Annotated in this window: 26 protein-coding genes and 1 other RNA gene; 13 read left to right on the forward strand and 14 right to left on the reverse strand. The window is 58.7% G+C overall.

Annotated elements, in window-relative coordinates; genetic code table 11:
* Positions 1–75: 75 nt before the first annotated feature.
* The 7 genes from rpmG to SIC14_RS00590 all read right to left on the reverse strand — a co-directional run bounded on the left by rpmG (position 76) and on the right by SIC14_RS00590 (position 4,948).
* Complete coding sequence (gene rpmG / locus SIC14_RS00560) at positions 76–243, reverse strand: 50S ribosomal protein L33 (RefSeq protein ID WP_068355258.1); 168 nt, start codon at positions 241–243, stop codon at positions 76–78.
* Between the two features lie 188 nt (positions 244–431).
* An RNA gene (rnpB, locus tag SIC14_RS00565) (RNase P RNA component class A) lies at positions 432–844 on the reverse strand.
* A 61-nt stretch (positions 845–905) separates the two neighbouring features.
* Positions 906–1,628: an N-acetylmuramoyl-L-alanine amidase gene (locus SIC14_RS00570; protein ID WP_412563916.1), complete on the reverse strand. Its 723-nt coding sequence runs from the start codon at positions 1,626–1,628 to the stop codon at positions 906–908.
* A gap of 9 nt (positions 1,629–1,637) precedes the next feature.
* Positions 1,638–2,348 (reverse strand): hypothetical protein, encoded by a 711-nt coding sequence (locus SIC14_RS00575; RefSeq protein ID WP_412563917.1) that lies wholly within the window; start codon positions 2,346–2,348, stop codon positions 1,638–1,640.
* 133 nt (positions 2,349–2,481) lie between these two features.
* Complete coding sequence (gene gatA / locus SIC14_RS00580; protein WP_412563918.1) at positions 2,482–3,969, reverse strand: Asp-tRNA(Asn)/Glu-tRNA(Gln) amidotransferase subunit GatA; 1,488 nt, start codon at positions 3,967–3,969, stop codon at positions 2,482–2,484.
* The gene (gene gatC, locus SIC14_RS00585; RefSeq protein ID WP_412563919.1) at positions 3,969–4,256 is read right to left on the reverse strand and encodes an Asp-tRNA(Asn)/Glu-tRNA(Gln) amidotransferase subunit GatC; all 288 of its coding nucleotides are present in this window, start codon (positions 4,254–4,256) and stop codon (positions 3,969–3,971) included. The genes gatA and gatC overlap by 1 nt, the downstream gene beginning before the upstream one ends.
* 35 nt (positions 4,257–4,291) lie before the next feature.
* Entirely contained in the window at positions 4,292–4,948 is a 657-nt protein-coding gene (locus SIC14_RS00590; RefSeq protein ID WP_412563920.1) for a ceramidase domain-containing protein, read from the reverse strand.
* A 114-nt stretch (positions 4,949–5,062) separates the two neighbouring features.
* Between SIC14_RS00590 and SIC14_RS00595 the strand changes: the two genes are divergently transcribed.
* Entirely contained in the window at positions 5,063–5,755 is a 693-nt protein-coding gene (locus SIC14_RS00595; RefSeq protein WP_412563921.1) for a metal-dependent hydrolase, read from the forward strand.
* A 22-nt stretch (positions 5,756–5,777) separates the two neighbouring features.
* Here the strand turns inward: SIC14_RS00595 and SIC14_RS00600 are convergent, their stop codons facing one another.
* On the reverse strand, positions 5,778–6,227 hold the full coding sequence (locus SIC14_RS00600) for a nucleoside deaminase (RefSeq protein ID WP_412563922.1): 450 nt from the start codon (positions 6,225–6,227) through the stop codon (positions 5,778–5,780).
* A 97-nt stretch (positions 6,228–6,324) separates the two neighbouring features.
* Here SIC14_RS00600 and SIC14_RS00605 point away from each other — a divergent pair, with 97 nt between their 5' ends.
* From SIC14_RS00605 to SIC14_RS00625, 5 genes are all read left to right on the forward strand, one after another.
* On the forward strand, positions 6,325–7,404 hold the full coding sequence (locus SIC14_RS00605) for a pseudouridine synthase (protein WP_412563923.1): 1,080 nt from the start codon (positions 6,325–6,327) through the stop codon (positions 7,402–7,404).
* A gap of 186 nt (positions 7,405–7,590) precedes the next feature.
* Positions 7,591–8,463 (forward strand): 5-bromo-4-chloroindolyl phosphate hydrolysis family protein, encoded by an 873-nt coding sequence (locus SIC14_RS00610; RefSeq protein ID WP_412563924.1) that lies wholly within the window; start codon positions 7,591–7,593, stop codon positions 8,461–8,463.
* An 84-nt stretch (positions 8,464–8,547) separates the two neighbouring features.
* Positions 8,548–9,771, forward strand: coding sequence for a toxic anion resistance protein (locus SIC14_RS00615; protein ID WP_412563925.1), 1,224 nt, complete (start codon positions 8,548–8,550; stop codon positions 9,769–9,771).
* 73 nt (positions 9,772–9,844) lie between these two features.
* Positions 9,845–10,708 (forward strand): DUF2927 domain-containing protein, encoded by an 864-nt coding sequence (locus tag SIC14_RS00620; RefSeq protein WP_412563926.1) that lies wholly within the window; start codon positions 9,845–9,847, stop codon positions 10,706–10,708.
* A gap of 66 nt (positions 10,709–10,774) precedes the next feature.
* On the forward strand, positions 10,775–11,911 hold the full coding sequence (locus SIC14_RS00625; protein ID WP_412563927.1) for an SPFH domain-containing protein: 1,137 nt from the start codon (positions 10,775–10,777) through the stop codon (positions 11,909–11,911).
* Positions 11,912–11,984: 73 nt separating this feature from the next.
* Here the strand turns inward: SIC14_RS00625 and SIC14_RS00630 are convergent, their stop codons facing one another.
* From SIC14_RS00630 to SIC14_RS00645, 4 genes are all read right to left on the reverse strand, one after another.
* Entirely contained in the window at positions 11,985–12,362 is a 378-nt protein-coding gene (locus SIC14_RS00630) for a hypothetical protein (RefSeq protein ID WP_412563928.1), read from the reverse strand.
* A 436-nt stretch (positions 12,363–12,798) separates the two neighbouring features.
* Positions 12,799–13,176 carry a hypothetical protein gene (locus SIC14_RS00635; RefSeq protein WP_412563929.1) on the reverse strand — a complete coding sequence of 126 codons (378 nt, stop codon included), beginning with the start codon at positions 13,174–13,176 and terminating at the stop codon, positions 12,799–12,801.
* Positions 13,177–13,572: 396 nt separating this feature from the next.
* On the reverse strand, positions 13,573–13,995 hold the full coding sequence (locus SIC14_RS00640; RefSeq protein WP_412563930.1) for a CZB domain-containing protein: 423 nt from the start codon (positions 13,993–13,995) through the stop codon (positions 13,573–13,575).
* A gap of 240 nt (positions 13,996–14,235) precedes the next feature.
* Positions 14,236–14,658 carry a hypothetical protein gene (locus SIC14_RS00645; protein ID WP_412563931.1) on the reverse strand — a complete coding sequence of 141 codons (423 nt, stop codon included), beginning with the start codon at positions 14,656–14,658 and terminating at the stop codon, positions 14,236–14,238.
* 139 nt (positions 14,659–14,797) lie between these two features.
* Between SIC14_RS00645 and SIC14_RS00650 the strand changes: the two genes are divergently transcribed.
* The 5 genes from SIC14_RS00650 (at position 14,798) to SIC14_RS00670 (ending at position 18,483) form a co-directional block, all read left to right on the forward strand.
* On the forward strand, positions 14,798–15,904 hold the full coding sequence (locus SIC14_RS00650; protein ID WP_412563932.1) for a primosomal protein N' (replication factor Y) - superfamily II helicase: 1,107 nt from the start codon (positions 14,798–14,800) through the stop codon (positions 15,902–15,904).
* Positions 15,904–16,575, forward strand: coding sequence for a nitroreductase (locus tag SIC14_RS00655; protein ID WP_412563933.1), 672 nt, complete (start codon positions 15,904–15,906; stop codon positions 16,573–16,575). Before SIC14_RS00650 ends, SIC14_RS00655 begins: the two co-directional genes overlap by 1 nt.
* Before the next feature lie 125 nt (positions 16,576–16,700).
* Positions 16,701–17,138, forward strand: coding sequence for a D-aminoacyl-tRNA deacylase (gene dtd / locus SIC14_RS00660; RefSeq protein ID WP_412563934.1), 438 nt, complete (start codon positions 16,701–16,703; stop codon positions 17,136–17,138).
* Positions 17,139–17,233: 95 nt separating this feature from the next.
* Positions 17,234–17,725, forward strand: a complete 492-nt coding sequence (locus SIC14_RS00665; RefSeq protein WP_412563935.1) for an RNA polymerase sigma factor — start codon at positions 17,234–17,236, stop codon at positions 17,723–17,725.
* Positions 17,722–18,483, forward strand: coding sequence for a hypothetical protein (locus SIC14_RS00670; protein WP_412563936.1), 762 nt, complete (start codon positions 17,722–17,724; stop codon positions 18,481–18,483). Before SIC14_RS00665 ends, SIC14_RS00670 begins: the two co-directional genes overlap by 4 nt.
* Positions 18,484–18,657: 174 nt before the next feature.
* On the opposite strand, the gene SIC14_RS00675 is transcribed toward SIC14_RS00670, so the two are convergent.
* Positions 18,658–19,374, reverse strand: coding sequence for a c-type cytochrome (locus SIC14_RS00675; RefSeq protein ID WP_412563937.1), 717 nt, complete (start codon positions 19,372–19,374; stop codon positions 18,658–18,660).
* An 82-nt stretch (positions 19,375–19,456) separates the two neighbouring features.
* The gene (locus SIC14_RS00680; protein ID WP_412563938.1) at positions 19,457–20,749 is read right to left on the reverse strand and encodes a sulfite oxidase; all 1,293 of its coding nucleotides are present in this window, start codon (positions 20,747–20,749) and stop codon (positions 19,457–19,459) included.
* Positions 20,750–21,172: 423 nt separating this feature from the next.
* Here SIC14_RS00680 and SIC14_RS00685 point away from each other — a divergent pair, with 423 nt between their 5' ends.
* Both SIC14_RS00685 and SIC14_RS00690 read left to right on the forward strand, forming a co-directional pair.
* Entirely contained in the window at positions 21,173–22,576 is a 1,404-nt protein-coding gene (locus SIC14_RS00685) for a DEAD/DEAH box helicase (RefSeq protein WP_412563939.1), read from the forward strand.
* Positions 22,577–22,899: 323 nt separating this feature from the next.
* On the forward strand, positions 22,900–24,939 hold the full coding sequence (locus SIC14_RS00690; protein WP_412563940.1) for a methyl-accepting chemotaxis protein: 2,040 nt from the start codon (positions 22,900–22,902) through the stop codon (positions 24,937–24,939).
* The last annotated feature ends 140 nt before the right edge of the window (positions 24,940–25,079 follow it).

Below are 25,079 nucleotides of genomic sequence, written 5' to 3' on the forward strand. Positions count from 1 at the left end.
AAGGGGCATCAAAAAGAAAACGCCGCGTCGGGAAATCCCAGACGCGGCGTTTTACAAAACCAGATAGGTCAGATCTTACTTGATCTTACCTTCTTTGTATTCGACGTGCTTACGCACAACCGGATCGTACTTACGTACAATCATTTTTTCGGTCATGGTGCGGGCATTTTTCTTGGTCACATAGAAGTGGCCCGTGCCAGCGGTCGAGTTCAGACGGATTTTGATCGTCGTCGGCTTCGCCATTGTTATATCTCCAGTCTCAGTCGAAACGGGTCAGTCGGGCCGTCCCGTGGAATGCTTGAAGCCTGCCTTTTAAGGGATCACGCCCCCGAGTCAACAGCAATATGACAGGAATCTGAGCCTATTCCAAAAACCCTTTGTTTTTCGGCCCTTCGTGGCCAATGCCCCCTGATCGAAGCAGGGAAATTCCTATGCGCGGAGGGCCTGTAAGCCGGATTCTGTCGTAGACGAGTCGCCCCGTCCGAGATGACCATTCATCTAGGCCTGCTGTTGCCAACAGACCTCTAGCTGCCAACCCGGGCTTCTGGGTCAAGGCCGACCCTGCGGACACGCCGCGTGAAGCCCCTATTCGGCATTGCTCCGGGTGGGGCTTGCCGTGCCGGTTCTGTTGCCAGACCCGCGGTGGGCTCTTACCCCACCGTTTCACCCTTACCCCGTCGGAGGTGTCCTTGGCGAACCAACGACCCGCGAGGCGGTCTGTTTTCTGTGGCGCTTTCCCTGGGGTTGCCCCCGCCGGGCGTTACCCGGCACCCTTGCCTTGTGGAGTCCGGACTTTCCTCTCGTGACCGGTTACCCTGCCACCAGCGGCCATCCGGCCCTCCGCGCGTGGCTGGGTCTACGGGGAAAGCCCTGCGTGGTCAATGTTTCCGAAGGTGTTTTCCAGCCTAGGAAAGACTGGACTGCGCCGGGTATCTTCGCGCTAGATCCGCCGCAGCGGCAAAGGTGTAGCCAGGTTCTTGCTTGCGCCCTTTTACAAAACGTTCGCTGAATTTTGCCAGATACACCGCACCGGGCATTTCACCTGTGGGGATATCGTAACCGATTTGGCGCAAAAGTTCACCAAACTCAACTATCCGATCGACGGTCCAAAAATTAGGATCATCGTGAATACCTTTCAATTTTGGGTTCGGCCAGATCGACAGATCCTGCAGAGCCAACCGCTCCCAGTCAAAGCGCGGCCCAGGGTCTCTCTTGCGCAAAGGCGCCATGTCGGAATGACCTATCACACCCTCAGGTGGGACGTTCCAGCGGGCCATCAGATCCGTCAGCAACGCCTCAAGAGAGGACATCAGAAGTTCAGAAAACGGCTCTGCCCCGCTGTTGGACAGCTCGATCCCGATCGAGCGCGAGTTCACATCGCCCTGCCCGCCCCAGGCCCCTGCCCCAGCATGCCAGGCGCGCATCTCGTCATCCACCAACTGCCAGATCTGACCGCAGCGACCAATCAGATAATGCGCTGACACCTCATGTTGCGGGTCCGACAGCCGCGCCAAAGCCGCCTGTGCGGTATCCATCGCGGTGTAATGCAGCACAATCAATTCGGGCCGCAAACCATCGCGGCGCGGCCCGAAGTTGGGGGATGGGTGCTGGATAATATCCATTGCCATCACGAATACTTAGCCACCGGTGGCTTTGCGGTAGGCGCTGGGATCCCAGTGGCAGGCGTAGCCATCGCCATCGGGATCAATGCCCAGACGGTCACGGCTGGGACCGCCTTTGGCCAGGAAGGCCGCCTGGGCCAAATCGGCCGAGGCATATTTGGCGCAGTTGCGATCGGCACGTGTCTGAGAGGCGGCAAAACGTTTATACAGCTGCGTGCCCACCGGGTGGGTGGTTTCCAGCGCAAAGGCCACAATGTTGGGCCCTTCATTACCGCTGCGCGATGGCAGCTCTGTCGGTTCCACCAGCTTATACTGGGCGCGGTTCTGATCGATGCGGGCCTTGTCACCTTCGATGGTGCGCAGCGCTGCCACGTTTTCAAAGTTGTTCTCATCCGAGATGCCAGAGGCGTTCAGTGCCACAGCAGGGGCCGGATTGGACGGGCTGGCCTCCAGCGGGGTTTCGCCCGAGTTCAGCGCCGCGGCGGTGTCAGCAGCAAGGTTTTCAGCCTCGGAGGCAGGTTGCACAGCGCCGGTGGCGCTCAGCGGCTCGGAGGATACGGCAGCGGGTGCCGGCAAAGCTTCGCCATTCAAAGCGGCCTCACGCGCGGCCTGCTGACGCTGGTAATCGTCATAATCGCCAAACCCAACACCCGCTGCCGAATCCGGAACCGCCGGGGCACATGCTGCCAGCCCCATTAGGGCCAAACCACCAAAGATATGTCGCATCATCCGAATCCTGCCTGCTCTTTGCCGTTCTTTGCCTGTCTTTTCAGCCGTTTCCCACGCAGTCTCATCCGCGATAGATACGGGCCTCAAGAAAAAGGCCCGAGCCATGCCCGGGCCTTGTTTCAAAGACGTCTTACCACCACTGGCCGGGTTTGGCTACAAAACCCGCCGAACCCTCAAGCGCGTAAGCGGTATTCAGCAGATCGCCCTCTTCCCATGGGCGGCCAATCAGCTGCAGCCCCAGCGGCAGACCCTGCGCATCCAGACCGGCCGGCACCGAAATGCCCGGCAGCCCCGCAAGGTTCACGGTGACGGTGAAAACGTCGTTCAGATACATCTGGATCGGATCGGCGTCTTTCATTTCACCCAGACCAAAGGCCGCAGACGGCGTGGCCGGGGTCAGGATTGCGTCAACTCCGGCGGCGAACACTTCGTCAAAGTCTTTCTTGATCAGCGCACGCACCCGACGGGCCCGGTTGTAGTAAGCGTCATAGAAACCTGCCGACAACACATAGGTACCCACCATCACACGGCGCTGCACCTCGGGGCCAAATCCTTCGGCGCGGGATTTCTCATACATCTCGGTGATACCGTCGCCCGCCTCCAGCGTGGCGCGGTGGCCGAAACGCACACCGTCATAACGGGCCAGGTTGGACGAAGCTTCGGCCGGGGCAATCACATAATAGGCAGGCAGCGCGTATTTGGTGTGCGGCAGCGTGATGTCGACCATCTCGGCGCCAGCGTCTTTCAGCATCGCCTGACCGTCTTCCCACAGCTTTTCAATCTCCGCAGGCATACCGTCCATGCGGTATTCCTTGGGGATACCGATCTTCTTGCCTTTGATGTCGCCGGTCAGCATGGCCTCAAAATTCGGCACCGCCAGATCGGCGCTGGTCGAATCTTTTTCGTCATGGCCGCACATGGCTTCCAGCATGATCGCCGCATCGCGCACCGATTTGGTCATCGGACCGGCCTGATCCAGCGACGAGGCAAAGGCGACAACACCCCAGCGCGAACACCGGCCATAGGTCGGCTTGATGCCCACGGTGCCGGTAAACGCGGCAGGCTGGCGGATCGAACCACCCGTGTCGGTGCCAGTGGCCGCCAGACACAGATCCGCTGCAACCGCCGAAGCCGAGCCACCCGAGGACCCACCAGGGGTCAGCTGGGCCTCATCATTGCCACGGCGCCAGGGGTTCACAGCGTTGCCGTACACCGAGGTCTCGTTCGACGAGCCCATGGCGAATTCGTCCATGTTCAGCTTGCCCAGCATGACCGAACCTGCGTCGAACAGCTTCGAAGTGATGGTGGATTCGTATTCCGGCTTGAAGCCTTCCAGGATGGCCGAGGCCGCCTGACTCGGCACACCTTTGGTGCAGAACAGATCCTTGATGCCAACGGGCAAGCCACACATGGCAGGCGCGTCACCTTCTGCGATCCGTGCATCGGCGGCCTTGGCCTGCTCCAGCGCAATCTCAGGGGTTTTATGCACAAAGGCGTTCAGCGCATCCGCTTTCTCGATCGCATCCAGACAGCTTTGCGTCAGTTCTACCGAGGTCACTTCCTTGGCGCGCAGCTTGTCACGGGCGTCGGCAAGCGTGAGTTTGTTCAGTTCAGTCATTATTCTACCACCTTCGGAACCGCGAAGAAGCCTTCTCGCGCATCGGGCGCGTTTTTCAGAACCTTGTCCTGTTGGCCACCATCGGTGACCTCATCGACGCGGCGCTTCAGACGCATCGGCGTGACCGAGGTCATCGGCTCCACCCCTTCGACATCCACCTCGTTGAGCTGCTCAATGAAGCCCAGGATGTTGTTGAACTCATTGGCCAGCGCCGGCAGCGCTTCGTCTTCCACCTTGATGCGGGCCAGTTTGGCCACTTTGGCGGCGGTTTTGGTGTCGATCGACATCTCGAGAGATCTCCGTTTTCGCGTTGCCTAAGCGTTTAGCGTTCTGCCCGCGTCGCTGCAAGCATATGGGCGCGATAGACGCCGATCATATGCGTCAACATCACCGCGTTGAGGATATGCCACAGAAAATGGGTGCCCATCGGCCAGCTCTGACACAGAGGCAGATCCAGACTGCGGGCAAGGATAGCCCCCGCCAGCAACGCCGCGCCGATCCCCAATCCACGCGCCACCTGCGGCAGGCGTGACCGCAGCAAAACCGCATGAAGCGCAATCAACAGCGCCACCGGTGCGTAGCTGGCAGATCCTCCCAGACCGGGAACCAGTTGAAACAGCGGCACTGTCAGCGCCACAAAGGGAACAAACGCCACCAGCCAGATAGAGGCCCGCGTGACGCTGTGGCCCCAATAGCTGCGATGGGCGATGTAGATGTAAATCAAGACAAAACTCAGGATCGGCAAGACATCTACCGCCGCCGCCCAGACCTCAGCATAGGAATGAAACAGCCCGGACCCAACCCCGATGACAAACAGGTTGGCGGCCAGCACCTGCCCCCAAATCAGCCCCTTCACACGCGGCCAGATCCAAAGCGCGCCGAGGATAAAGGCCAAGTTCGTGACAAAGTTCACCGGCTCCGCCCAAAAACTGGGGTCCACCCGCTCGCAATAGCTGTCTACCTGTTGCCGCCAATCCACCTGCTGCCCTTTCAATTATCCAGAAATACTCAAAAAGCCGCCGACATCCCCTCGTCATGACGGCCGCGCATGTTACCCTAGCTGAAATTGAACAGCTTGCTTCAGGAATTTCCCATGAAAATCATCTGGCTCGGCCATTCCAGCTTTCGCATTGAAATCGAAGACCAAATCCTGCTTGTGGACCCTTGGCTCTCTGGCAACCCATCCTTCCCCGATGTGATGCGGGACCAGGCCGTTGCGGGCGCCACGGCAATCCTGATGACCCACGGCCATTCCGATCACATCGACGACATTCCCGCCATTGCGCAGCAAACCGGCGCGCCGGTGGCAGGGGTTTATGAACTGGCGGAGTGGATGGAAAACACCCACGGCCTAACGGGAATCGGCTTTGGCAAAGGTGGCACAATCCAACTTGGGGCTGTCGCCGTGACCCTGGTGAACGCGGTGCATTCCTCCTCGGTCATGCACAATGGCCAGCGCCAATATGTTGGCACTGAAGCAGGCCTGATGATCGCCGGCGAAGGCAAAACGATCTACGTCACTGGTGACACTGATGTGATGGCCGATATGGAGATCTTTAACGACCTGCACCAGCCCGAAATCGGCCTGCTGGCCTGCGGCGGTCACTTCACCATGGATATGAAACGCGCCGCCTATGCTGCCAAGAAATTCTTTGATTTCAAAACCATTATCCCCAGCCATTACAAGACCTTCCCGATGCTGGAACAATCCGCAGAGACCTTGATCACCGCCCTTCCCGACGTCGATGTGATCGAGCCCGAGGTGATGGTGGCTATTGAACTCTAGGGCTAATTGATCCGCCGGCCTCTTATCGGCGCGCGGCGAAGAAATCCTTCAACAGCGCTTCCGAGGCTTCTGCATGAATGCCGTCATAGACCTCTGGCACATGGTGACATTGCGAATGGCTAAAGATCCGTGGCCCCTGTGCCACCCCACCGCTTTTGGGATCTGCGGCTCCGTAATAGACCCGTGCGATCCGCGCCGCCGAAATCGCGGTGGCGCACATCGGACAGGGCTCTAACGTCACATACAGATCATGCCCCGGCAGACGTTCGCTGCCCAGCGCCTTACATGCGGCACGGATCACCAGAACCTCGGCGTGGGCGGTTGGGTCAGACAGTTCCCGCGTGCGGTTGCCCGCCCTTGCCACCAGCGCCCCAGATGGCGACACCAGCACAGCCCCAACGGGCACCTCGCCTCGTCCGGCGGCGGCCTGCGCCTCTTCCAGCGCCTGATCCATATAAGAGCGAAACTGCATCCTTTGGGTGTGCCCTGCGAGAACCGCTTTCGCAATGGGCAAATTTGCGTTAGGGCTGATGCCTCCGATCCGCCCTCCCTTCGTAAAGGCCGCCTTAATGTCCGACAAACCCGCCAAACCCGTCGCTGAAACGCCCTCTGGTGATCGCATCGCCAAGATGATCGCCCGCGCCGGTGTTGCGTCCCGTCGTGAGGCCGAAAAACTGATCGAAGCGGGGCTGGTCAGCGTCAACGGCAAGGTCATCACCTCGCCCGCGCTGAATGTCACAGGCAAGGATCGGGTGGTTGTGAAGGGCCGCGCATTGCAAGCGCCGGAACCTGCACGGGTCTGGCTCTATCACAAACCCACAGGGTTGGTGACGACTCACAAAGATGAACAGGATCGCGCCACCATCTTCGAAAACCTGCCCGACGATCTGCCGCGCGTAATGAGCGTCGGTCGACTTGATTTGAACTCCGAAGGCTTGCTGCTGTTAACAAATGATGGCGGCGTGAAACGCCAGCTGGAACTGCCCTCCACCGGGTGGCTGCGCAAATACCGGGTGCGGGTGAAGGGTTCGGTGAATGATGAAAAACTGGCGCCGCTGCGCAAAGGTGTGACCGTTGACGGAGAGAAATTCCAACCGATGACGGTGAGTTTTGACCGTCAACAGGGTGCAAATGCCTGGGTCACTGTGGGGTTGCGGGAAGGCAAAAACCGTGAAATCCGCCGCGCGATGGAAAGCATCGGCCTGAGCGTGAACCGGCTGATCCGGACCTCTTATGGGCCTTTCTCTTTGGGGACCTTGAAACAGGGCGAAGTTGAAGAGATCCGCCGAAAAGTGCTGCGTGATCAACTGGGTATGAGCGCTGAAGATTTCGCCGATCCCGAAGCTGAATCCGGCGCCAAAGTCCGCCGCCCCCCGCGCAAACCCAAAAGCAAAGGCAAGTTTGGCGGCCCGGGCCAACCCGGTCGTGCCCGCGAAGAAGACCAGAAAGCGCCGCGCGGCGCAGGCGGGAAGGGTCGTGGCCCCAAGAGCGGCGGCGCGGGCAAGCCGGAAGGCAAGCCCAGTTCGAAACGGGCCACCGATCCCGGCCAATCCCTGCGCGCAGGCAAGGGTCGTGGCAAACCTTCGACACGGGCCACGGGTCGCCCAGAAGGTCGGTCGGTCGGCAAAGGTCCGCGCAACCCGCGTTAACACCGGTTAATTGCTCATTCTGCTGCAATCGCAGCAATCTTCCCCCTAGCCTAAAACGTTAGGGGGGCTTAGGTTTTGCAAAAGCAATTCTTAACGCGAGCCTTTGATGTCCAACACCGGATTGCAAAAACTGGCCTTTGTGCTGTTGCTGCTCCTGATGCTCTACACAGTGATCGGAGGGGCCTGATGGCGCAGAAATTTGGCGGAAAATTCAGCCCTGACGGCGGCACCTCTGGCGGCGACCAGACCTTCCGCGATGCCAAACGCACCCGCGCGGGTGGACGTGTGAACCTGTTGTTCATCGCTCCCTTGCCCTTGATCTGGAAAGCCTTCACCTCAGAACCCTTGGTGATGGTGCAATACCTCGTCGCCTTGGGCGTGCTACTGCTGGCAGCTTGGTTAACCCGCGAAGGCATCCTCGCACAGGAAGCCTATGACGGCCGCAAGGTTGCGCGTCGCCCTGCGCTGCCACGCAAAATCCTTGGTGCGGCGCTCATGGGGTTGGGGCTGGGTGTGACTGGCATCGCCGGATTTGGCCCGTTGGAAGCCCCTGTTTTTGCACTTCTTGGTCTTTTGCTGCATCTGTTTGCCTTTGGCCTGGATCCGTTGAAAGACAAAGGCATGGAAGGCGTGGACACTTTTCAAACAGACCGTGTTGCCCGCGCCGTTGAGGAGGCCGAAGACCACCTAGCGGCCATGTCAGACGCCATTGCCCGCGCGGGGGATCGGCAAGCGACGCGACGCCTGGAGCAGTTTCAGGCTGCCGCCCGCAGTCTCTTTCGGAAGGTCGAAGAAGACCCACGTGACCTGACTGCGGCCCGAAAATACCTGTCCGTTTACCTCATGGGGGCCCGCGATGCGACGGTGAAATTTGCCGATATCTATGGCCGCTCCCGCGACGATCAGGCCCGCGCAGACTACATGGCACTGCTGGACGATCTGGAACAGAATTTTGCCGCACGTACTGAAAAATTCTTGCTTGAAGACCGCAGTGATCTGACAGTCGAAATCGACGTCCTGCGTGACCGGCTGAAGCGTGAGGGCTTGAGCCCAGACTAACAATCCACAAAGTTATCCACATACCTCTAAAAACAATCCACAACCATTCCACAGCTTAAAGCCCGAAATTTGAAAGGGAAATCCATGTCGCAATCGATTCAACAGAAAGCTCAGGCCGATCTGGCAATGGTTGAAGAAGTCACCGCCGTTGTGCTGCCTGAGCCCACCAAAGCAGAAGCCGTGGTGAGCCTTGAGGCCGCTGACGAAGGCGTAACTGCGGACATTCGCAAACGCATGGACGAGTTGAATATGGCGGACACCAACTCCATCGTTTCCTTCGGCTCTGGCGCGCAGGCCGAGTTGCAAACCATCAGCCAGGCGATGTTGACCGACGTGCGCAACAAAGACGTCGGCCCGGCCGGCGACTCTCTGCGGGGCATTGTCACCGCAATCCGCGGCTTTTCGATCAGTGAGCTGGATACCCGCCGCAAACAGAGTTTCTGGGAGAAGCTGATCGGCCGTGCCGCCCCCTTTGCCAAATTCACCGCCCGCTATGAGACCGTTCAAAGGCAGATCGACAAGATCACCGACAACCTGCTGCAGCATGAGCACACCCTGCTGAAGGACATCAAGTCCCTGGATTTGCTCTATGAAAAGACGCTGGCCTTCTATGACGAGCTGGCGCTCTACATCGCTGCAGGCGAGGCCAAAATTGCCGAAATGGACGCGCAGGATATTCCTGCCAAAGAGGCCGAGGTGAAGGCCGCCCCGGAAGCTGATCAAGTGATGAAAGCGCAGGAACTTCGTGATCTGCGCGCTGCACGTGATGATCTGGAACGCCGCGTACATGACCTGAAACTGACCCGTCAGGTGACCATGCAGTCGCTGCCTTCGATCCGGTTGGTACAAGAGAACGACAAATCTCTGGTAACGAAGATTAATTCGACACTGGTTAACACCGTGCCGCTGTGGGAAACCCAGCTGGCGCAGGCCCTGACCATTCAACGCAGCGCCGAAGCCGCGGCTGCGGTGCGGGATGCCAATGATCTGACCAATGAGTTGCTGAAGTCAAACGCAGCGAACCTACGGGAAACAAACGCCAAAATCCGCACCGAGATGGAACGTGGTGTGTTTGATATCGAAGCCGTCAAACAGGCCAATGCAGATCTGATCGCAACCATTAACGAAAGCCTTGAAATCGCCGATGAGGGCAAAGCCAAACGTGCCGCCGCGGAGGCCGATCTAAAGGCGATGGAAGGCGAGTTGCGAGACACGCTTGCTGCCGCCAAAGCGCGTAAAACCGGGTTGGGCGACACAGTTGGCAACGCAGCAGGTGACCCTGACGGAGGTGATGGCGCGGATGGCTAACCGGTTGCGGGCCATACGCTTTTTAGCTGCGTGTGCAGCGGTGGCAGGTCTTTCGGCTTGCCTTCCTGCGCCTATGCCAAATCGCGATACCGGCGTTGTTGTTGCGCCGGTGCCGCAACCGCCCTCGGAAAGCTCTGTCGCGCTCAACCGCTACTATAGTGCGCTGCAGGCCGACCTGCTGCGGCAAGGTCTGTTGAGAACGGACGGGGGTGGAATCGACACGCCCTACTCCGCCCGTCAATTGGCGCAAAACTTCGAAGCCATTGCTTTCTATGACGAATACGTCAGCGGCACCTGGGACCGTCTGCAAGACGCGACGCCCACAAACCTGCGGCGCTGGTCGGTGCCTGTTAAGGTCTCTGTTGAGTTTGGCGCCTCTGTCAACGCCGAGCAACGACGGCTGGACAGCGCAAATGTGAACGTGTTTACCAATCGTCTGGCCCGCGTCACCGGCCATGACATTGCCACTTCTGAGGCAAATCGCGCCAACTTTAACGTGCTATTTATGGGGGAGGACGACCGAAACCAATTGTTGGCGCGGATGCAGCAGATCGTGCCACAGATGGATCCGGGCTCGTTCCGGCTGGTGCAGTCTATGCCCCGCTCAACGCATTGTTTGATGTTGAGTTATTCGTCGCGGCTAAATGCGTTCGACATCCGCCGCGCCATTGTGATCATTCGCGCGGAACATCCTGATATCTTGCGGAAATCCTGCATTCACGAAGAGATGGCGCAGGGCATGGGGCTGATCAATGACAGCCCCGATGCACGACCGTCGATCTTCAACGACAATGATGAATTTGCCTTTCTCACCACCCATGACGAACAGCTGCTGCAGATGCTCTACGATCCACGGCTGCGCACCGGAATGGGGCTGACGGAGGCGCGCCCGATCGTACAGCAACTGGCACGCACGCCATTGGGCGGAGAGAGTTAGCGGCGCAGCAAGCGCCTGATTTAGAACAATTATCCGGCGGCGCAGCCGCCAACCAAGGAGGGTTGCATGGGTATTTTCGATTTCCTCAAAGGGGAATTTATCGACGTCATTCATTGGGTGGATGAAACGCGGGACACGCTGGTGTGGCGGTTTGAACGTGAAGGGCACGAAATCAAATACGGTGCGAAGCTGACCGTGCGCGAAGGCCAGTCTGCGGTTTTTGTTCATGAAGGTCAGTTGGCGGATGTCTTCTCGCCTGGGCTTTATATGTTGGAAACCAACAACATGCCCCTGATGACGACGTTGCAGCACTGGGATCACGGTTTCAAATCGCCGTTCAAATCCGAGATCTACTTCGTGAACACCAACCGGTTCACCGATTTGAAGTGGGGCACCAAAAACCCCATTATGATCCGCGATGCGGACTTTGGTCCCACACGGATCCGCGCCTTTGGCACCTACTCCATTAAGGTAAATGACCCGGCTCTGTTCCTGACCGAGATTGTTGGCACCGACGGCGAGTTTACCATGGACGAGGTGAGCTTCCAGATCCGCAACATCATCGTCCAGGAGTTTTCCCGGGCGATTGCGGCTTCGGGCATTCCGGTGCTGGATATGGCCGCGAATACAGGCGAAGTGGGCAAGCTGATTGCCCAGGCGATTGACCCGGTATTGGCGGAATACGGGCTATCGATCCCCGAGCTTTACATCGAAAACATCTCGCTGCCGCCAGCGGTTGAGCAGGCTTTGGATCAACGCACCTCGCGCGGTATTGCCGGCAATCTGGACGATCACATGAAATGGAAAGCCGCCGAGGCCATGGGCAAGGGTGGGGCGATGGACCAGTCGATGGGCATGGGCATGGGGGCCGGCATGGGCATGCAGATGGCCCAGAATATGGCGCAAAACATGATGGGCCAAGGGGGACCTTGGGGGGGGCAACCCGCTGCGGCTGCCCCGGCAGTTGCACCGCCGCCCCCGCCGCCGGTTGAACATGTCTGGCATGTTGCCGAAAACGGCCAGACCAAAGGACCATTTTCCAAAGCGCAGATGGGCCGGATGGCGCAGACGGGCGACCTCAGTCGCGAAAGTCTGGTTTGGACGCCGGGTCAGGATGGCTGGAAACAGGCCGAGGACGTGGCCGAGCTGGCGCAGCTGTTTACCGTTATGCCGCCGCCCCCACCGCCGCCGCCGGCTGGCTAATCTGAAAGGCATTCTAACATAAAAGAGGCGCCCCGCGGGGCGCCTTTAGTTCAGAGCAGATCGGAAGTGGCGCTTAGGCGACTTCCATCTTCCAATGCGACAGCGCCTTGGTCAGAGCGGCGGCAGCATCCGCGTAGTAGCCGGTGGCCAGCTCATCAATGGCGGCGTCGAAGTGGCCGGTTGCGATCAGGGCAGCCACACCACAGGCGGCGTCATGCAGGTCGATGTGCAGCGCGTCTACCTCTTTGGCGCGGGCGTCCATCTGATCGTTTTCTTTCAGGAAAGTGATGAGTTTGCCGAGACCGCACTTCTCAGCGTTTTTGTACAGACGAACCGGCAGGCTGCGGTTCTCTTCGATCGCGGCGGCGCGCAGCTGGTGACCCAGAACGAAGTGAGCAACGATGGCGTTGTTGATGATTTCGCAGGTGTTGGTAACGGTCATCTGGGTCATGGGTCTGTCTCTTTCTCGTTGGTCGCTTATGCGATTGTCTGCTCTGTGTCTCTACAAACGGTAATACCCTCCCCCAAATTCGAAATCATTCTCTATAAAGTATGGCTTACAGTCTCGATGGTCCTAAGCGGCCTAGGACCATAGCGCGGTGACAGAGAGTATTTTAACCGGAAGGGTGCAAAAACAGGGTGTCAAAGCGCCGCCACCCCCCTCTCGGAGGGATATATGGGGTATACCCCCATGACTCGTTTTAGCTTTCAAATGACGGGAAATTGGGGGGCTTTGCGCCGCGCATCCCCGATTTCTGGACCTGTGGAGGTCAAAACCTATCCTTCGGAGTGTCCCGTAGATGCGCCAGCCCAGATCCCACAAGGGAAGCGGCATGAAAAAAGGCGCCCTGGGGCGCCTTCATCATGAGAGCCGAGGAGAGCAGGTGTTAGGCAACTTCCATTTTCCAGTGCGACAGCGCCTTGGTCAGGGCTGCAGCAGCTTCGGCGTAGTAGCCGGTCGACAGCTCATCGATGGCCTCATCAAAGTGACCAGTGGCGATCAGGGCAGCCACTCCACAGGCCGCGTCGTGCAGATCGATGTGCAGACCATCAACCTGTTTGGCGCGTTCATCCATCTGGTCGTTTTCCTTCAGGAAAGCGATCAGTTTGCCCAGACCACATTTCTGCGAGTTCTTGTAGGCCCGTACCGGCAGGCCGCGGTTCTCTTCGTAAGCGGCAGCGCGCAGCTGATGGCCCAGAACAAAATGCGCAACGATTGCGTTGTTGATGATCTCGCAGGTGTTGGTAACAGTCTTATGGGCCATGTCGGGTCTCTCTCGGTTAATCGCTGATGCGAAGGTCTGCTCTCTTTAACTACAAACGACTATACCGACCCCCATTTTAGGGTGCAGTCTCTAAAAAGTATGGGTCGCACTCTCGTTGGTCCTAGTGGCACTAGGACTATGGTCCTAGTTTTGCGACCTACACCCTGTCATCTGCGTGTATCTCACTGGAAAACAGCAGGAATCATGCCAATCCTGCCGCATCACTGGTGATTTGCGCTGATCTTAGGGACGGATCGAAATGTGGCGGCTTTGTGTCAAAAGCGGGGATTTGTCGGGACAGAGGCCCGATGTGCAAACAACGCAAAAGGCGACAGGCTTGCGCCCATCGCCTTTGTTCACATTTACCAAGATCACTGGTTAAGAAATCAAACGGCGTCAGGACGCCGCGACCAGCATTTTCATTTTCCACTGAACCACCTCACGGGTCAGCGCTGCGCTGACCTGCGGGTAGCCGCCGGTCGCCAGCGACGAAAGCGCCTGATCATAGTGGCCATCCACAATCATTTCCGCCACGGCGCCTGCTGCGCGGTGAAACTGGGCGTGCAGGTGTTCGACTGTTTGAGCCTCTGCACTGTGGCGGATGCTGGGGGGCAGCTGATGCAGCCAACGGCCAAAGGCGCAGCAATCGTCACGACAGATACGGGAAATCGGCAGGTCACGTTTCTGGTAAACAGCGGCAGCGCGCAGCTCACGCTTCCAGAGACAATGATCGTTCAGCGCTTTGGTGAGGTCTTGCGCCATGTCGCGGGCCTTGTGGCGGGTCTTATGACGGGCGCGGGCTGCTTGCGTGTCGATCATCGGGGCCTCCGGCATCACAGGTCTTTTGCCTGCGCTTGTCTGCTTCACATGTTCAGTTCCAGGTGCGTTCAGACATACCAACGGCGCAGGCGAGTAACTTTTTAGGAGAATTTTCAAAAAAGTTTAGGCAGATCCCATTCAAAAGTATGTATTCACGCAAATCCCGCAAAATAGAAAAAGGGCGACCTGTCCCCACAGATCGCCCTGCCCCGGTCCCATCGGGGAAAGTCAGAGAGGGTCTTAGGCCGCCATATCGCGCACCTGCCAGCGCACCAGCGCCTGGTTGAGGGCTGCGCTGATCTGCGGGAAGGCCCCGGTTGAAAGTGCCGCACGGGCCTCTTCGTGTTTACCTTGTTTGACCAGCAGCGCCACATCCCCAGCCATCGCGTGCAGATCCGCGTGCAGGCGGCTGACCTCGGCCATCCGCTCGGTGCTGCGCACATCCTTGGGCAGCGCCATCAGGAACTGGCCAAAGGCGCTGATCTCGCTCATCCGCAGCTCGGCGGCGGCCATGGCTGTGTTTTTATTCGCCACAGCTTCGATCAACTGCTGCTTCCACGCCCCATGCGCCTTCAGCGCGGCTGCAAGGCTCACTTGCAGGTTGGCGGTCATGCCAATGCTCTGCTGCGGGCTCTTGGCGGGGGTCATGGGGATCACAGTCATCTCTCGTTCCTCTTTCGCATTCGCGTTTGGCTGTTTGTATAGCGACAAAAATCAAAACGGCGTAAGGGCTACCCTTTTTAGCAAAAAAATGGAAAAAAGTTTGGGTTGCATACATTCCAAAGTATAGGCCCCGGTCCCGATGAGCGAAAATTCCCTTTCAGAACATAGATTTCCCTGTGATCAATGCGGCGCGGATTTTCGTTTTGATCCGCAAAACAGCCAGCTGATCTGTGACCATTGCGGCAACAAAGGCGAAATGACTCAGGCGGGTCCCTGGGAAGGCGGCCTGAAAGAACTGGATTTTCAGGCGGCGCTTGCCGATCTGCTGCCCAGTCAGGAGATCGAGGAAACCAAAGTCACCAAATGTGACAGCTGCGGTGCGCAGGTCGAGATGGACGAGGCGACCCATGCCGCGGAATGTCCGTTCTGTGCCACCCCTGTTGTGACCGGTACAGGCACCCATCGCCATATCAAACCCAAAGGCGTGCTGCCCTTTGCGTTGGAAGAAAAGCAGGCCCGCGATGCGATGACCGCGTGGCTGGGCAAGCTGTGGTTTGCCCCCAACGGTTTGCAGGCATACGCCCGCAAAGGCCGCCGGATGGAGGGGATCTATGTTCCCTACTGGACCTTTGATGCAGATACCAAAAGCAAATACGTCGGCCAGCGCGGCACCGTTTACTATGAGACCCGCACCGTCATGCGCGACGGGGAGGCGAAACAGGAACAGGTGCAAAAGGTGCGCTGGACCCCCGCGGCAGGGCGGGTGAAACGGTTCTTTGACGATGTGTTGGTACTGGCCTCCAAAGCGCTGCCGAAGAAATACACTGATGCGCTGGAACCTTGGGATCTGGCCGCGATGGAACCTTACGCGCCGGAATTCCTCGCCGGTTTTCGGGCCGAGGCCTACACGGTTGAACTGGACGAAGGCTTCGATCAGGCCCGCGCCCATATGGACCGCGTGATTGAACGGGACGTGCGGTTTGACATCGGCGGCGATCGCCAGCGGGTGCATAAGATCGACACCGAAGTGAAGGATGTGACTTTCAAACATGTGCTGCTGCCGGTCTGGATGGCGGCCTACAAATATCGTGGTAAAAGCTACCGGTTTGTGGTGAACGGCCGCACAGGTCGGGTGCAGGGCGAACGGCCCTGGTCGGCGTGGAAGATCACCATTGCCGTCCTCATCGTCCTGATTGTCGCTGGCGCCATCGGATATGGCATCGCCCTCAGCGAAGGGGCGGTGTGATGTCAGAGATCACCAGCCTAGAGGCCGTTCTGGCCCGCCGTCACAGCTGTCGCGGTTTTCGGGCAGATCCCGTGCCGCAGGAGGTGATAGAACGGATTGTGCGCGCCGCGGGTCGGGTGCCCAGCTGGTGCAACGCCCAGCCGTGGCAGATTATGATCACCCAACCTGCTGTGATAGAGGCGTTTCGGGAAAAGCTGTCAGCCCATGCGCTGACAAATCCGCCAACCCCCGATATGGATTGGCCACGCCAATATACCGGCGTCTACAAAGACCGCCGCCGCGCCTGTGGCTGGCAGCTCTACGAGGCGGTGGGCGTCGAAAAAGGCGACCGTGTGGGATCTGCCAAACAATCGGCTGAGAACTTCCGCCTGTTTGGCGCGCCGCATGTGGCGATTGTCACCTCGGAACGGGATCTTGGCCCCTATGGCGCGATGGACTGCGGCGGATTCATCACCGCCTTCACGCTTGCGGCCGAGGCGCTTGGCGTTGCCTCCATTCCGCAGGCCGCCGTGGCCGCCTACGCGCCAATGATCCGAGACCATTTCAAGGTGCCGGAGAACCGGATGATCCTTTGCGCGATTTCTTTTGGCTATGAAGATAGCGATCACCCCGCCAACGGGTTCCGCACAGAACGTGCCCCCTTGGACGAGGTGATCGAGTGGCGGGACTGACCCCTCGGTCCCGTCAGAAATAACTTACCCCATTCGTCGCCCGCTGACCTTGATCCGCCTCAAATCGACTTGCGTTCGGGCGGCCAAATCCGGTCAATGGCACCACAGAATAAAGGAGCCTCCCCATGCGTGCGTTGTTGCAACGGATTTCCCATGCCTCAGTCACTGTTGACGAAGCAAAGATCGGCCAGTCAGGTCCCGGTCTGCTGATCCTGATCTGCGCCATGCAGGGCGACAGTGAGGCCCAAGCCGACCAACTGGCCGCCAAGATCGCCAAGCTGCGGATTTTCAAAGATGACACGGGCAAGATGAACAAATCGGTGAAGGACATTGGGGGCTCTGCCCTTGTGGTGTCGCAGTTCACCCTGGCCGCCGATACCTCGCGTGGCAATCGGCCGGGGTTTTCGGCAGCGGCGGCACCGGCGGATGGCAAGGCCCTATATGAATATTTCGCCGCCAAACTGGCCGAACAGGGTATGCCGGTGGAAACCGGTGAGTTCGGCGCCGACATGAAGGTAGAGCTGCTGAACGACGGTCCTGTGACGATCTGGATGGAAGCCTGAGCCGCGCGGCGGAAGTCCCCAAACCTACCCTTCTGAAATCGTCCAAAATGTCGCAGTTTCTTTGACTTAGCGGCAATTTGGCGGCATAAGACCGCATGGCGTCCTTAACCCAGATCGAAACCCTCCTGCCGGAACTGCGCGCCTATGCGCGGTCGGTCTCGGACACGTCCGATCAAGCGGATGATCTGGTGCAGGACGCCATCGAACGCACCCTGCGCGCCGAAAAGCCGCCGTTGAAGCTGGACGAGCTGCGACCGTGGATGTTTCGCGTCATTCGCAATCTCAACTTCGACGAATTGCGGAAAAAAAAGGTGCGGCAGGAATATTCCCAGACCCACAGCCGTCTATTGGTTGATCTTGCGCAAGGCAACGATCACGCAAATGACGTATTGATCCGGATGACCTTCGACCAATTGGCCGCACCCCATCGGGAGGTGTTGTTTCTGGTTGATGTGATGGGAATGAAATATGCCGAAGCGGCAGAAGTGATGAATGTTCCGCAGGGAACTGTGATGAGTCGTATCAGCCGGGCGCGCCGCGCCCTGATTGAGGCGATGCGGGCTGATCAGAAGGACGTGAGCCAATGATTGACGTAGCAGATCGTGATTGGGAGTTGTTGAACGCCTATGCCGACGGGGAACTGCCCGCAGCGGATGTTGCGGCGTTCGAAGCACGTCTGGCCGCAGAACCTGCACTGATGGTGGCCCTGGAACAGATCCGCGAAATCTCGGGGGCGTTGACGGGCTACATTCCGGCGGAGCCGCCTGTTGAGGTGCCGGCCCCAGTTTCTCAACCTGCACCTACGCCAGCCACCGCCAACCGCAACTGGCGGCCCTTGGCGCTGGTGGGTTCTGTTGCATTGGCGGTGGTGATCACCGGCGCGACGTTGTTCTGGCCCAGCGCCGAACTCAGCCTGTCCGACCATCACGCGGCGTTTCTGGACAACAGTTATAATCTGGAAAATCCTGTGCAGCCGGCAGCTGCCTTCACCCGGGGCTTTGCCCCCGATCTGGAGCTGGCAAGCCTGTATCTGGTGGATCAGAAACCCCTCGCGGACGGCACCGCGCTTGCGCATTACACGGGCCGCAACAATTGTCGTCTGACGCTGCTGGCCACACCGGTCAGTGCAATGCCAACCCTGGCGGCGCAGACCGACGGTCCGCAGGTGCAACAATGGCTGGGCAAAAACACGGGCTACACCATTCTTGCCAGCGGCATGGATGTGCGGCGGTTCAACGCCATCGCGGACTACCTGAAACGGTTGACGCTGCAGGGCGATGAAAACGCCGATATGCTGGCAGTGCGGATGGCCACAGATGCCGCTGCCCCCTGCGCCCAGGCCTAAGTCCAATTTCAACAACAAAAAGAAGCCCCGAACCACTGGTCCGGGGCTTATTAATATTCACAACAAAGGTCCAAATGTCCGGAGCCCTCAGCCGTAACCCCGCGAGACGTGCCGCATCTGCGGTGCCTCTGGGGAGGAGAGTAGGATCACGACAGACCCCGGACTATGGCAAGGTTAGTTCCGCCTCGGGAAGTTAGGACGGTCCTCGCCATAATTCTTTGCCAGATAGTCCAGGATCAGGGTCAGATCGGGTTCTTCGATCTCATTCATGCCCTGTTCGTCGACCATCCATTCAAACATTTCGATCCAGCCGTCCCGGGTCAGCCCTTGCTGGGCGACAATCATTTCCGAGTGGCAGGCGGAGCAGGCGTAGTAGGTTTCTTCGACGCCGTTGTCCACAAAGAGAATGCCGAATTCCGCTTCTTCCTCTGCGGCATCCTGTCCTGCGTCAGCGGCCTCGTCACTGGCAGCTGCAAAGCTCATCGGCGAGGTCGAATACTGGTTGAGGAAAGCGATCAGGTTGGCGCGGTCTTCGGGCTTTTTCAGACCGGCAAAGCTCATCTTGGTGCGTTTCACTTCAGCCTTGGGCTTGGTCAGGAAGGCATCCAGACGATCAAGCGTCCAGTCGCCGCCGTATTCTTTCAACGCTTTGGAGTATTTGAAGCCGTCTTTGGCAGCAACAACGCCGCCCACAACATCAAAGAGGTTCGGACCGCTCTTCTTTTTGCCGCCGTCTTTGATGGTGTGGCAGGCTTTACATTTCTTAAAGACCTTCTCGCCCTTGGCGACGTCGGCGCCGGGCAACAGGTCATTTACGGTGGTCGCCAGCGCAGCAGGGGCCGAGAGGCCAAAGCAGATGAGGATGCTGGCCGTCAGGTTCGACAGTCGCATGGGTTCTCCTGTGGTATGTCGGAAAGTGTATTGCAGCAGCAGGGCCGCCCAAGGGGCCACCCTGCCACGAGGTTAACAAGGGTTAGCTGACGCGCAGACCAACACGGTGCATGGTGTTGTTCAGGTAGCCTTTCGGGTTCCAGTCGATGGCAAAGGGCTGCATGTCGCCCGCGCTGTCGGTGGCACGTGCCCAGACTTCATAGTAACCGCCCTGCGGGAAGGTCACATCAGACCGCCAGTTCTGCCAGGCGCCCGAGTTCACAGCGTCGTCCAGTTCAGCCGTGATCCAGGTGGTGCCGAAATCGATGGAGATTTCCAGCTTGCTGATCGAACGATCCCCCGACCATGCGTGGCCGCGGACCTGCGTTGCCTGACCGGCCACTTCAGCGCCGTTTTCGGGGAAGGTGATCAGCGATTTCACCGGCATACGCTCGATGATAACGAAGTCTTCGGTCTTCACCTTCTCACCCGGGGCAACCTGACGGTTGGGCACGCGGTAGGCTTTGCCGGTCATTTTCGGACCGTCATGCACAACGTCACGCAGTTCGATGCGGGTCAGCCATTTCTGCGCGGTCGAGGCGGGCCAGCCCGGCACAACCAGACGCAGCGGTGCGCCGTTCAGCGGGTGAAGCGCGGCACCGTTCATTTCAAACGCAATCAGAATCTCATCGGTCATCGCCTTGGAGATCGGCATGCCACGCGAAATCGGCAGCTTCTCGGGATCGCCGGACAGGTGGGTGTCAGCCGAGTAATGCGCGGTATAGACCGCTTCGGGCTTCACGCCGACCTTTTCCAGCACGTCTTTCAGGCGCACACCGGTCCATTCGGAACAGGCCACAGCGCCATAGGTCCACTGGTTGCCTTTCGCTGGCGGGTTAAAGAAACCACGGCCGTTGCCGCCACATTCCAGCGTCAGCGCCTTGGTCACCACTTCGAACTGCGCTTTCAGCTCGGCAATGGTGAAGGTCATCGGGGTGTCGACAAAACCGTCAATGGTCACGGTCCAGGCCGCCGGATCCACCTCTTCGGGCGGGATGCCGTTGTTGCGGACAAAGTGGCGGCTGGTTGGCGTGATTGCATCATCCAGCAGGTGGGGCGGGGTTTCCGCGTTCACCGGACGGTCATTCAGCAGGGTCAGGCCGTCTTTACCGACCAGAACATCCTCGGATGCCATCGCCGCCGGAACAAAGCCAATCGGCATGTTGCGGTGGAACGGGATCGAAGTGCCGACCATTGCGGCCATGGTCGCCAGACCGGTTTTCTTCAGGAAGCCACGGCGATCCGGGTTGGCCACACGGCCAAAAAACGCTTTGTCGGCTTGCTCGGGGTCCGCTGCGAAAAAGCTGTGGACGTCCTTGTTTTCTTTATCTGCCATCATTCCCTCCCAATGGCGTTACTCACTGTCATTCGTGCAAAACTGCATGGGAGAGACGGCTGGCCCTGCGGGTTTATTCCCCGGCATTGCGAAAAAAAATGTGGATTGGCGTTACTTTTAATGTGAACCATCCCAGCATGTCGGTGCTGTAGCGCCCGAAGGCTCAAGAAACAAAGGGAAAAGCGTGGCTGCCCTTGACTTCCGCGCTGCAACGCCGCATATGCTGGCCCAGCGCTGCGCTGTCGCGTGACCAGCCGGGCCCAATGAGGCGGCCCCAGCGCCCCACCCTCCCAGTTCCCCATCACGCAGGGTTCTAGACGCCGAACAGGGCCTCTATCGGTCTGTTGGCGGAAACCTCGTGTGCCGCGATGTGAGCGGCCTCCCCCCGTGCCGGTGTGATGCCTGCACGCGAAAGGACATGATTTGTTTGATTTCGATATGCTGGGCCTCAGCCCGGCACTGAATAAGGCGCTGAGCAAAGCCGGCCTTAAAACCCCGACCCCAATCCAGAACCAGGCGATCCCGCTGGCGCTGGAAGGGCATGACATCATGGGCCTCGCCCAAACGGGTACCGGCAAAACGCTGGCCTTTGGTCTGCCGCTGATGGAACAGCTGCTGAAAGAAGACAGCAAACCCGCCCCGAAAACCGTAAAAGCACTGGTGCTGGCCCCGACCCGCGAACTGGTGAACCAGATTGCCGACAACCTCAACATGCTGGCCAATCACACCCAGATCCATGTGCGCACTGTGGTGGGTGGTCAGTCGATCAACCGTCAGATCGCTGTGCTGAACAGGGGCACCGATATTCTGGTCGCTACTCCTGGGCGTTTGATTGACCTGATGGACCGTGGCGCGGTGAACCTGTCCAAGACCAAACATCTGGTGCTGGATGAAGCGGATCAAATGCTGGACATGGGCTTTATCCATGCGCTGCGCAAAATCGCCCCCAAGCTGGGCACTCCGCGTCAGACCATGCTGTTTTCGGCCACGATGCCAAAACAGATGGAAGAACTGTCAGCGGCCTATCTGAATAACCCACGCCGCGTCCAAGTTTCGCCTCCTGGCAAGGCAGCGGACAAGGTAAAGCAGTCGGTCCACTTCCTGGATCGTGAGGCCAAACCGCGGGTGCTGCGCGACATCCTGTCAAAGGACATGGATGCGCTGACGCTGGTGTTTGGACGTACCAAATGGGGCGCCGAAAAGCTGATGAAATCGCTGGTGCGCGATGGGTTCAACGCGGCCTCGATCCACGGCAACAAAAGCCAGAACCAGCGGGACCGCGCCATCAAAGGCTTCCGCGAAGGCTCGATCAATGTGCTGGTGGCCACTGATGTGGCGGCGCGTGGCATTGATATTCCGGGAGTGGCCTATGTCATCAACTACGATCTGCCTGATACGCCCGACAACTATGTGCACCGGATCGGCCGCACTGCGCGGGCCGGACGGGAAGGCGAAGCGATTGCCTTTTGCACCGAAGATGAGGCGGAACTGCTGCGCGACATCCAGAAAGTGATGAAGCTGGAGATCCCAGTAGCCTCAGGCACCCCGTTTGAAGGTGTGGCTGCGCCCTCCAAGGGTGGCAAATCTGGTGGCCGCCCCCGTCGTGGTGGTGGCGGCGGACGTGGTCGTGGCGGCCAAGGTGGCGGCCAGGGTGGCGGACAACCTGGCAACCGCGGCAACGGTGGTCAGCGTGGCAGCGGCCGCCCAGGCGGAAACGGGAACAATTCCGGCAATCGTGCCGAGGCGGCCTCAAAAAACGCTGCCCGCCCCGACGGCCAGAACCGCAACCGCAGACGCCACCGCCGCAAGCCGGCAGAAGCCTCCTAACCCTACATCACCTAACGCCCCCAAACGGGGGCGTTTTTTGTTGTTACCCTAGGCCAATGCACAGGCCGAAAAACCCGCCGCCAAAGCGCTTGAATTTAATTGATACACTCAATCAGTCATACAACCTGTCCGAACTTCCGCTAGCGCCAACACGCGATTATGGCGATTTTGTCGTTTTTTCATAAACACTTACACTAAACCCGCATCATTTTTAGTCGTTTTGAAAACCACGGGGATAGATGAACGCGCCCGAATTGCGTCTGCGGAAGGAGGTCCACAGGTTGCAGCCCCGGCGCACTGTGCAATGTGAAAGGTACACAGGTATGAAGTTCAGGACGAAGATCATGGCGGCGCTTCTGGTGCTAGGCTTGGCGCCCGCCGCTGTTATCACCTATGTCGACATCCAACGGGTCTACAAATTGTCGGAAGATGCGGCCCGCGGCTCCATCGAGACCGTGTTTGCGATGAAACAGAAATCCATTGAGAACTATTTCGCCAACTTAGTGAGCGTTGCCGAAACCATGGCGCTCAACCCGGTGGTGATCAGCTCTGTCGGGGAGTTTGCCACCGCCGCCAAAGACGTGGATCGCCGGATGCAGGATGATCCCAACAATGCGGCGCTTGCTGAACGCTACAAATATCAGGGCGACAACACCCCAGGTGCAACAGATGCGGATGTCGCACGCTGGCGTGACCTCGACGGGCTGGCGCGAAAACTGCAGCAGCTTTACATCAGTGACAACGCTCAAAAGATTGGTGAAAAGCAGCTGCTTTTGAACGCGGGCGACAACAGCCTCTATTCCAACCTTCATGCCTGGTACCACCCCTACTTCACCGCCACTCTGGATGAGTTCGGGTTCTACGACATTTTCCTGCTGGATCCGGTTGAAGGTCGCATCGTCTACTCTGTCTTCAAGGAGCTGGACTACGGCACCTCGTTCTTGACCGGTCCGTATAAGGATTCAGGTTTTGGCCGCGGTGTGGACGCCATCATCAACGGTGGCAAACGCGACACCCAGATGATCGATTTCGAACCCTATGAACCCTCTTACGGCGCAGATGCAGGTTTTGTTCTGGTCCCCCTGATGGAAGATGGCGCGCTGAAAGGCATCATCGCCTTCCAGGCTCCGGTGGATCGGATCAACGCCATCGTCAACACCGAGGTGAAAGGGTTTGAGACCTCTGAAACCCTCCTGTTGGGTGACAACCAGCGTCTGCGTGCAGCGCCGCGCCTCAGCACCGATCTGGGTGTTGGCTCGGATGTGGCTGGCGAAACTATCGAGTTGGCCCTGCAAGGCGAAGAAGGCTTTATCCGCGGCGCAAACCACGTTGGTGCGGAAAGCTTTGCCTCTTACGGCCGTCTCAGCATTCCGGGCTATGACTGGGTCATGGTCACCGGTGTCGACACGTCTGAAGCGCTGGCTGAAGCAGATGCGGCCGTGCAGGAAACTTTCTACAAGTTCGGCATCATCGCATTGGTGATCACAGCCGCTGGGTTCTTGCTTGGCACATCGCTGCTGCGTCCGGTGCGGCGTTTGGGCAAAGAATTCCAGGAATCTGTTGTCTCCTCGATGGATTCCCTGACCGGCGCGGCGGAGCAATCCAAAGCAGCCGCGGAATCGATGGCCTCCATGGCAGAACAGACCAGCGCACAGGGCGCGGTGGTGAAAGAGAACTCTGTCGCAGCGGCCGAGAAAGTCTCTGGCACGGCTTCGGCGGTGGAACAGATGTCTGCCTCCATTCAGGAAATCGCCGGTGGTGTGACCCGCACCTCTACCCTGTCGGAAGACGCCACTCAGAAGGCCGCAACCGCAACCGCTTCGCTGGAAGAGCTGCAGGAAGCAACCGCGCGGATCTCCAACGTGGTGAAATTCATCAACGGTATCACCGCGCAGACCGACCTTCTGGCCCTGAACGCGGCTGTGGAAGCAGCCCGTGCCGGTGAGGCTGGACGCGGCTTTGCCGTGGTAGCCGAGGAAGTGCGCAAACTGGCCGAGCAAACGGCGGCCTCCACCATTGAAATCCGCAAGGAAATCGACGCCGTCACCGCCGGTGTTGAAAACAATGTGGTGGCGATCCGCGAAATCTCGGACGCGGTGGCCGCGGTGCAAAACCAGGCCTCCAACATGTCCTCCGCTGCAGAGCAGCAGGGCGGCGTGACCGTGGAGATGAGCAACTCGATGGCGGATCTGTCAAACCGTGTGGACAACGTCAGCCGCAATATCATCGGGGTTGAAGAATCCTCCTCGGTCTCTGCAAAAGCGGCGTCTGATGTGATGAACCAGATGTTCTCGGTCGATGATGCGGCCGCGAACACCAATGAGGCGATCAAGGACTTCCTGCACAGGATCGAACGTCTGTAAGATCGTTAAGGCTTAAACTTTTTGGCGGCGCGGGAAACTGCGCCGCCTTTTTTGTGACCTATACGAATGGTCGCAAGTGACGCAGTCCAATTCCCTTAACCGTTACTTGACTCTTTCAATCAAGTTAATCTAAAGCCCAA

The sequence above is a fragment of the Thalassobius sp. MITS945101 genome, from assembly GCF_047123305.1.
Lineage (GTDB): Bacteria > Pseudomonadota > Alphaproteobacteria > Rhodobacterales > Rhodobacteraceae > Thalassobius.

Bases quoted from the DNA above. Each gene is read 5' to 3' on its own strand.
- SIC14_RS00680 (WP_412563938.1), bottom strand. From the start codon at position 20,749: ATGGCAGATAAAGAAAACAAGGACGTCCACAGCTTTTTCGCAGCGGAC.
- SIC14_RS00690 (WP_412563940.1), top strand. From the start codon at position 22,900: ATGAAGTTCAGGACGAAGATCATGGCGGCGCTTCTGGTGCTAGGCTTG.
- rpmG (WP_068355258.1), bottom strand. From the start codon at position 243: ATGGCGAAGCCGACGACGATCAAAATCCGTCTGAACTCGACCGCTGGC.
- SIC14_RS00670 (WP_412563936.1), top strand. From the start codon at position 17,722: ATGATTGACGTAGCAGATCGTGATTGGGAGTTGTTGAACGCCTATGCC.
- SIC14_RS00635 (WP_412563929.1), bottom strand. From the start codon at position 13,176: ATGGCCCATAAGACTGTTACCAACACCTGCGAGATCATCAACAACGCA.
- dtd (WP_412563934.1), top strand. From the start codon at position 16,701: ATGCGTGCGTTGTTGCAACGGATTTCCCATGCCTCAGTCACTGTTGAC.
- SIC14_RS00610 (WP_412563924.1), top strand. From the start codon at position 7,591: ATGGCGCAGAAATTTGGCGGAAAATTCAGCCCTGACGGCGGCACCTCT.
- SIC14_RS00625 (WP_412563927.1), top strand. From the start codon at position 10,775: ATGGGTATTTTCGATTTCCTCAAAGGGGAATTTATCGACGTCATTCAT.
- SIC14_RS00675 (WP_412563937.1), bottom strand. From the start codon at position 19,374: ATGCGACTGTCGAACCTGACGGCCAGCATCCTCATCTGCTTTGGCCTC.
- gatA (WP_412563918.1), bottom strand. From the start codon at position 3,969: ATGACTGAACTGAACAAACTCACGCTTGCCGACGCCCGTGACAAGCTG.
- SIC14_RS00645 (WP_412563931.1), bottom strand. From the start codon at position 14,658: ATGACTGTGATCCCCATGACCCCCGCCAAGAGCCCGCAGCAGAGCATT.
- SIC14_RS00595 (WP_412563921.1), top strand. From the start codon at position 5,063: ATGAAAATCATCTGGCTCGGCCATTCCAGCTTTCGCATTGAAATCGAA.
- SIC14_RS00640 (WP_412563930.1), bottom strand. From the start codon at position 13,995: ATGATCGACACGCAAGCAGCCCGCGCCCGTCATAAGACCCGCCACAAG.
- SIC14_RS00605 (WP_412563923.1), top strand. From the start codon at position 6,325: ATGTCCGACAAACCCGCCAAACCCGTCGCTGAAACGCCCTCTGGTGAT.
- SIC14_RS00615 (WP_412563925.1), top strand. From the start codon at position 8,548: ATGTCGCAATCGATTCAACAGAAAGCTCAGGCCGATCTGGCAATGGTT.
- SIC14_RS00665 (WP_412563935.1), top strand. From the start codon at position 17,234: ATGGCGTCCTTAACCCAGATCGAAACCCTCCTGCCGGAACTGCGCGCC.
- SIC14_RS00600 (WP_412563922.1), bottom strand. From the start codon at position 6,227: ATGCAGTTTCGCTCTTATATGGATCAGGCGCTGGAAGAGGCGCAGGCC.
- SIC14_RS00570 (WP_412563916.1), bottom strand. From the start codon at position 1,628: ATGGCAATGGATATTATCCAGCACCCATCCCCCAACTTCGGGCCGCGC.
- SIC14_RS00630 (WP_412563928.1), bottom strand. From the start codon at position 12,362: ATGACCCAGATGACCGTTACCAACACCTGCGAAATCATCAACAACGCC.
- SIC14_RS00575 (WP_412563917.1), bottom strand. From the start codon at position 2,348: ATGCGACATATCTTTGGTGGTTTGGCCCTAATGGGGCTGGCAGCATGT.
- SIC14_RS00650 (WP_412563932.1), top strand. From the start codon at position 14,798: ATGAGCGAAAATTCCCTTTCAGAACATAGATTTCCCTGTGATCAATGC.
- SIC14_RS00655 (WP_412563933.1), top strand. From the start codon at position 15,904: ATGTCAGAGATCACCAGCCTAGAGGCCGTTCTGGCCCGCCGTCACAGC.
- gatC (WP_412563919.1), bottom strand. From the start codon at position 4,256: ATGTCGATCGACACCAAAACCGCCGCCAAAGTGGCCAAACTGGCCCGC.
- SIC14_RS00620 (WP_412563926.1), top strand. From the start codon at position 9,845: ATGCCAAATCGCGATACCGGCGTTGTTGTTGCGCCGGTGCCGCAACCG.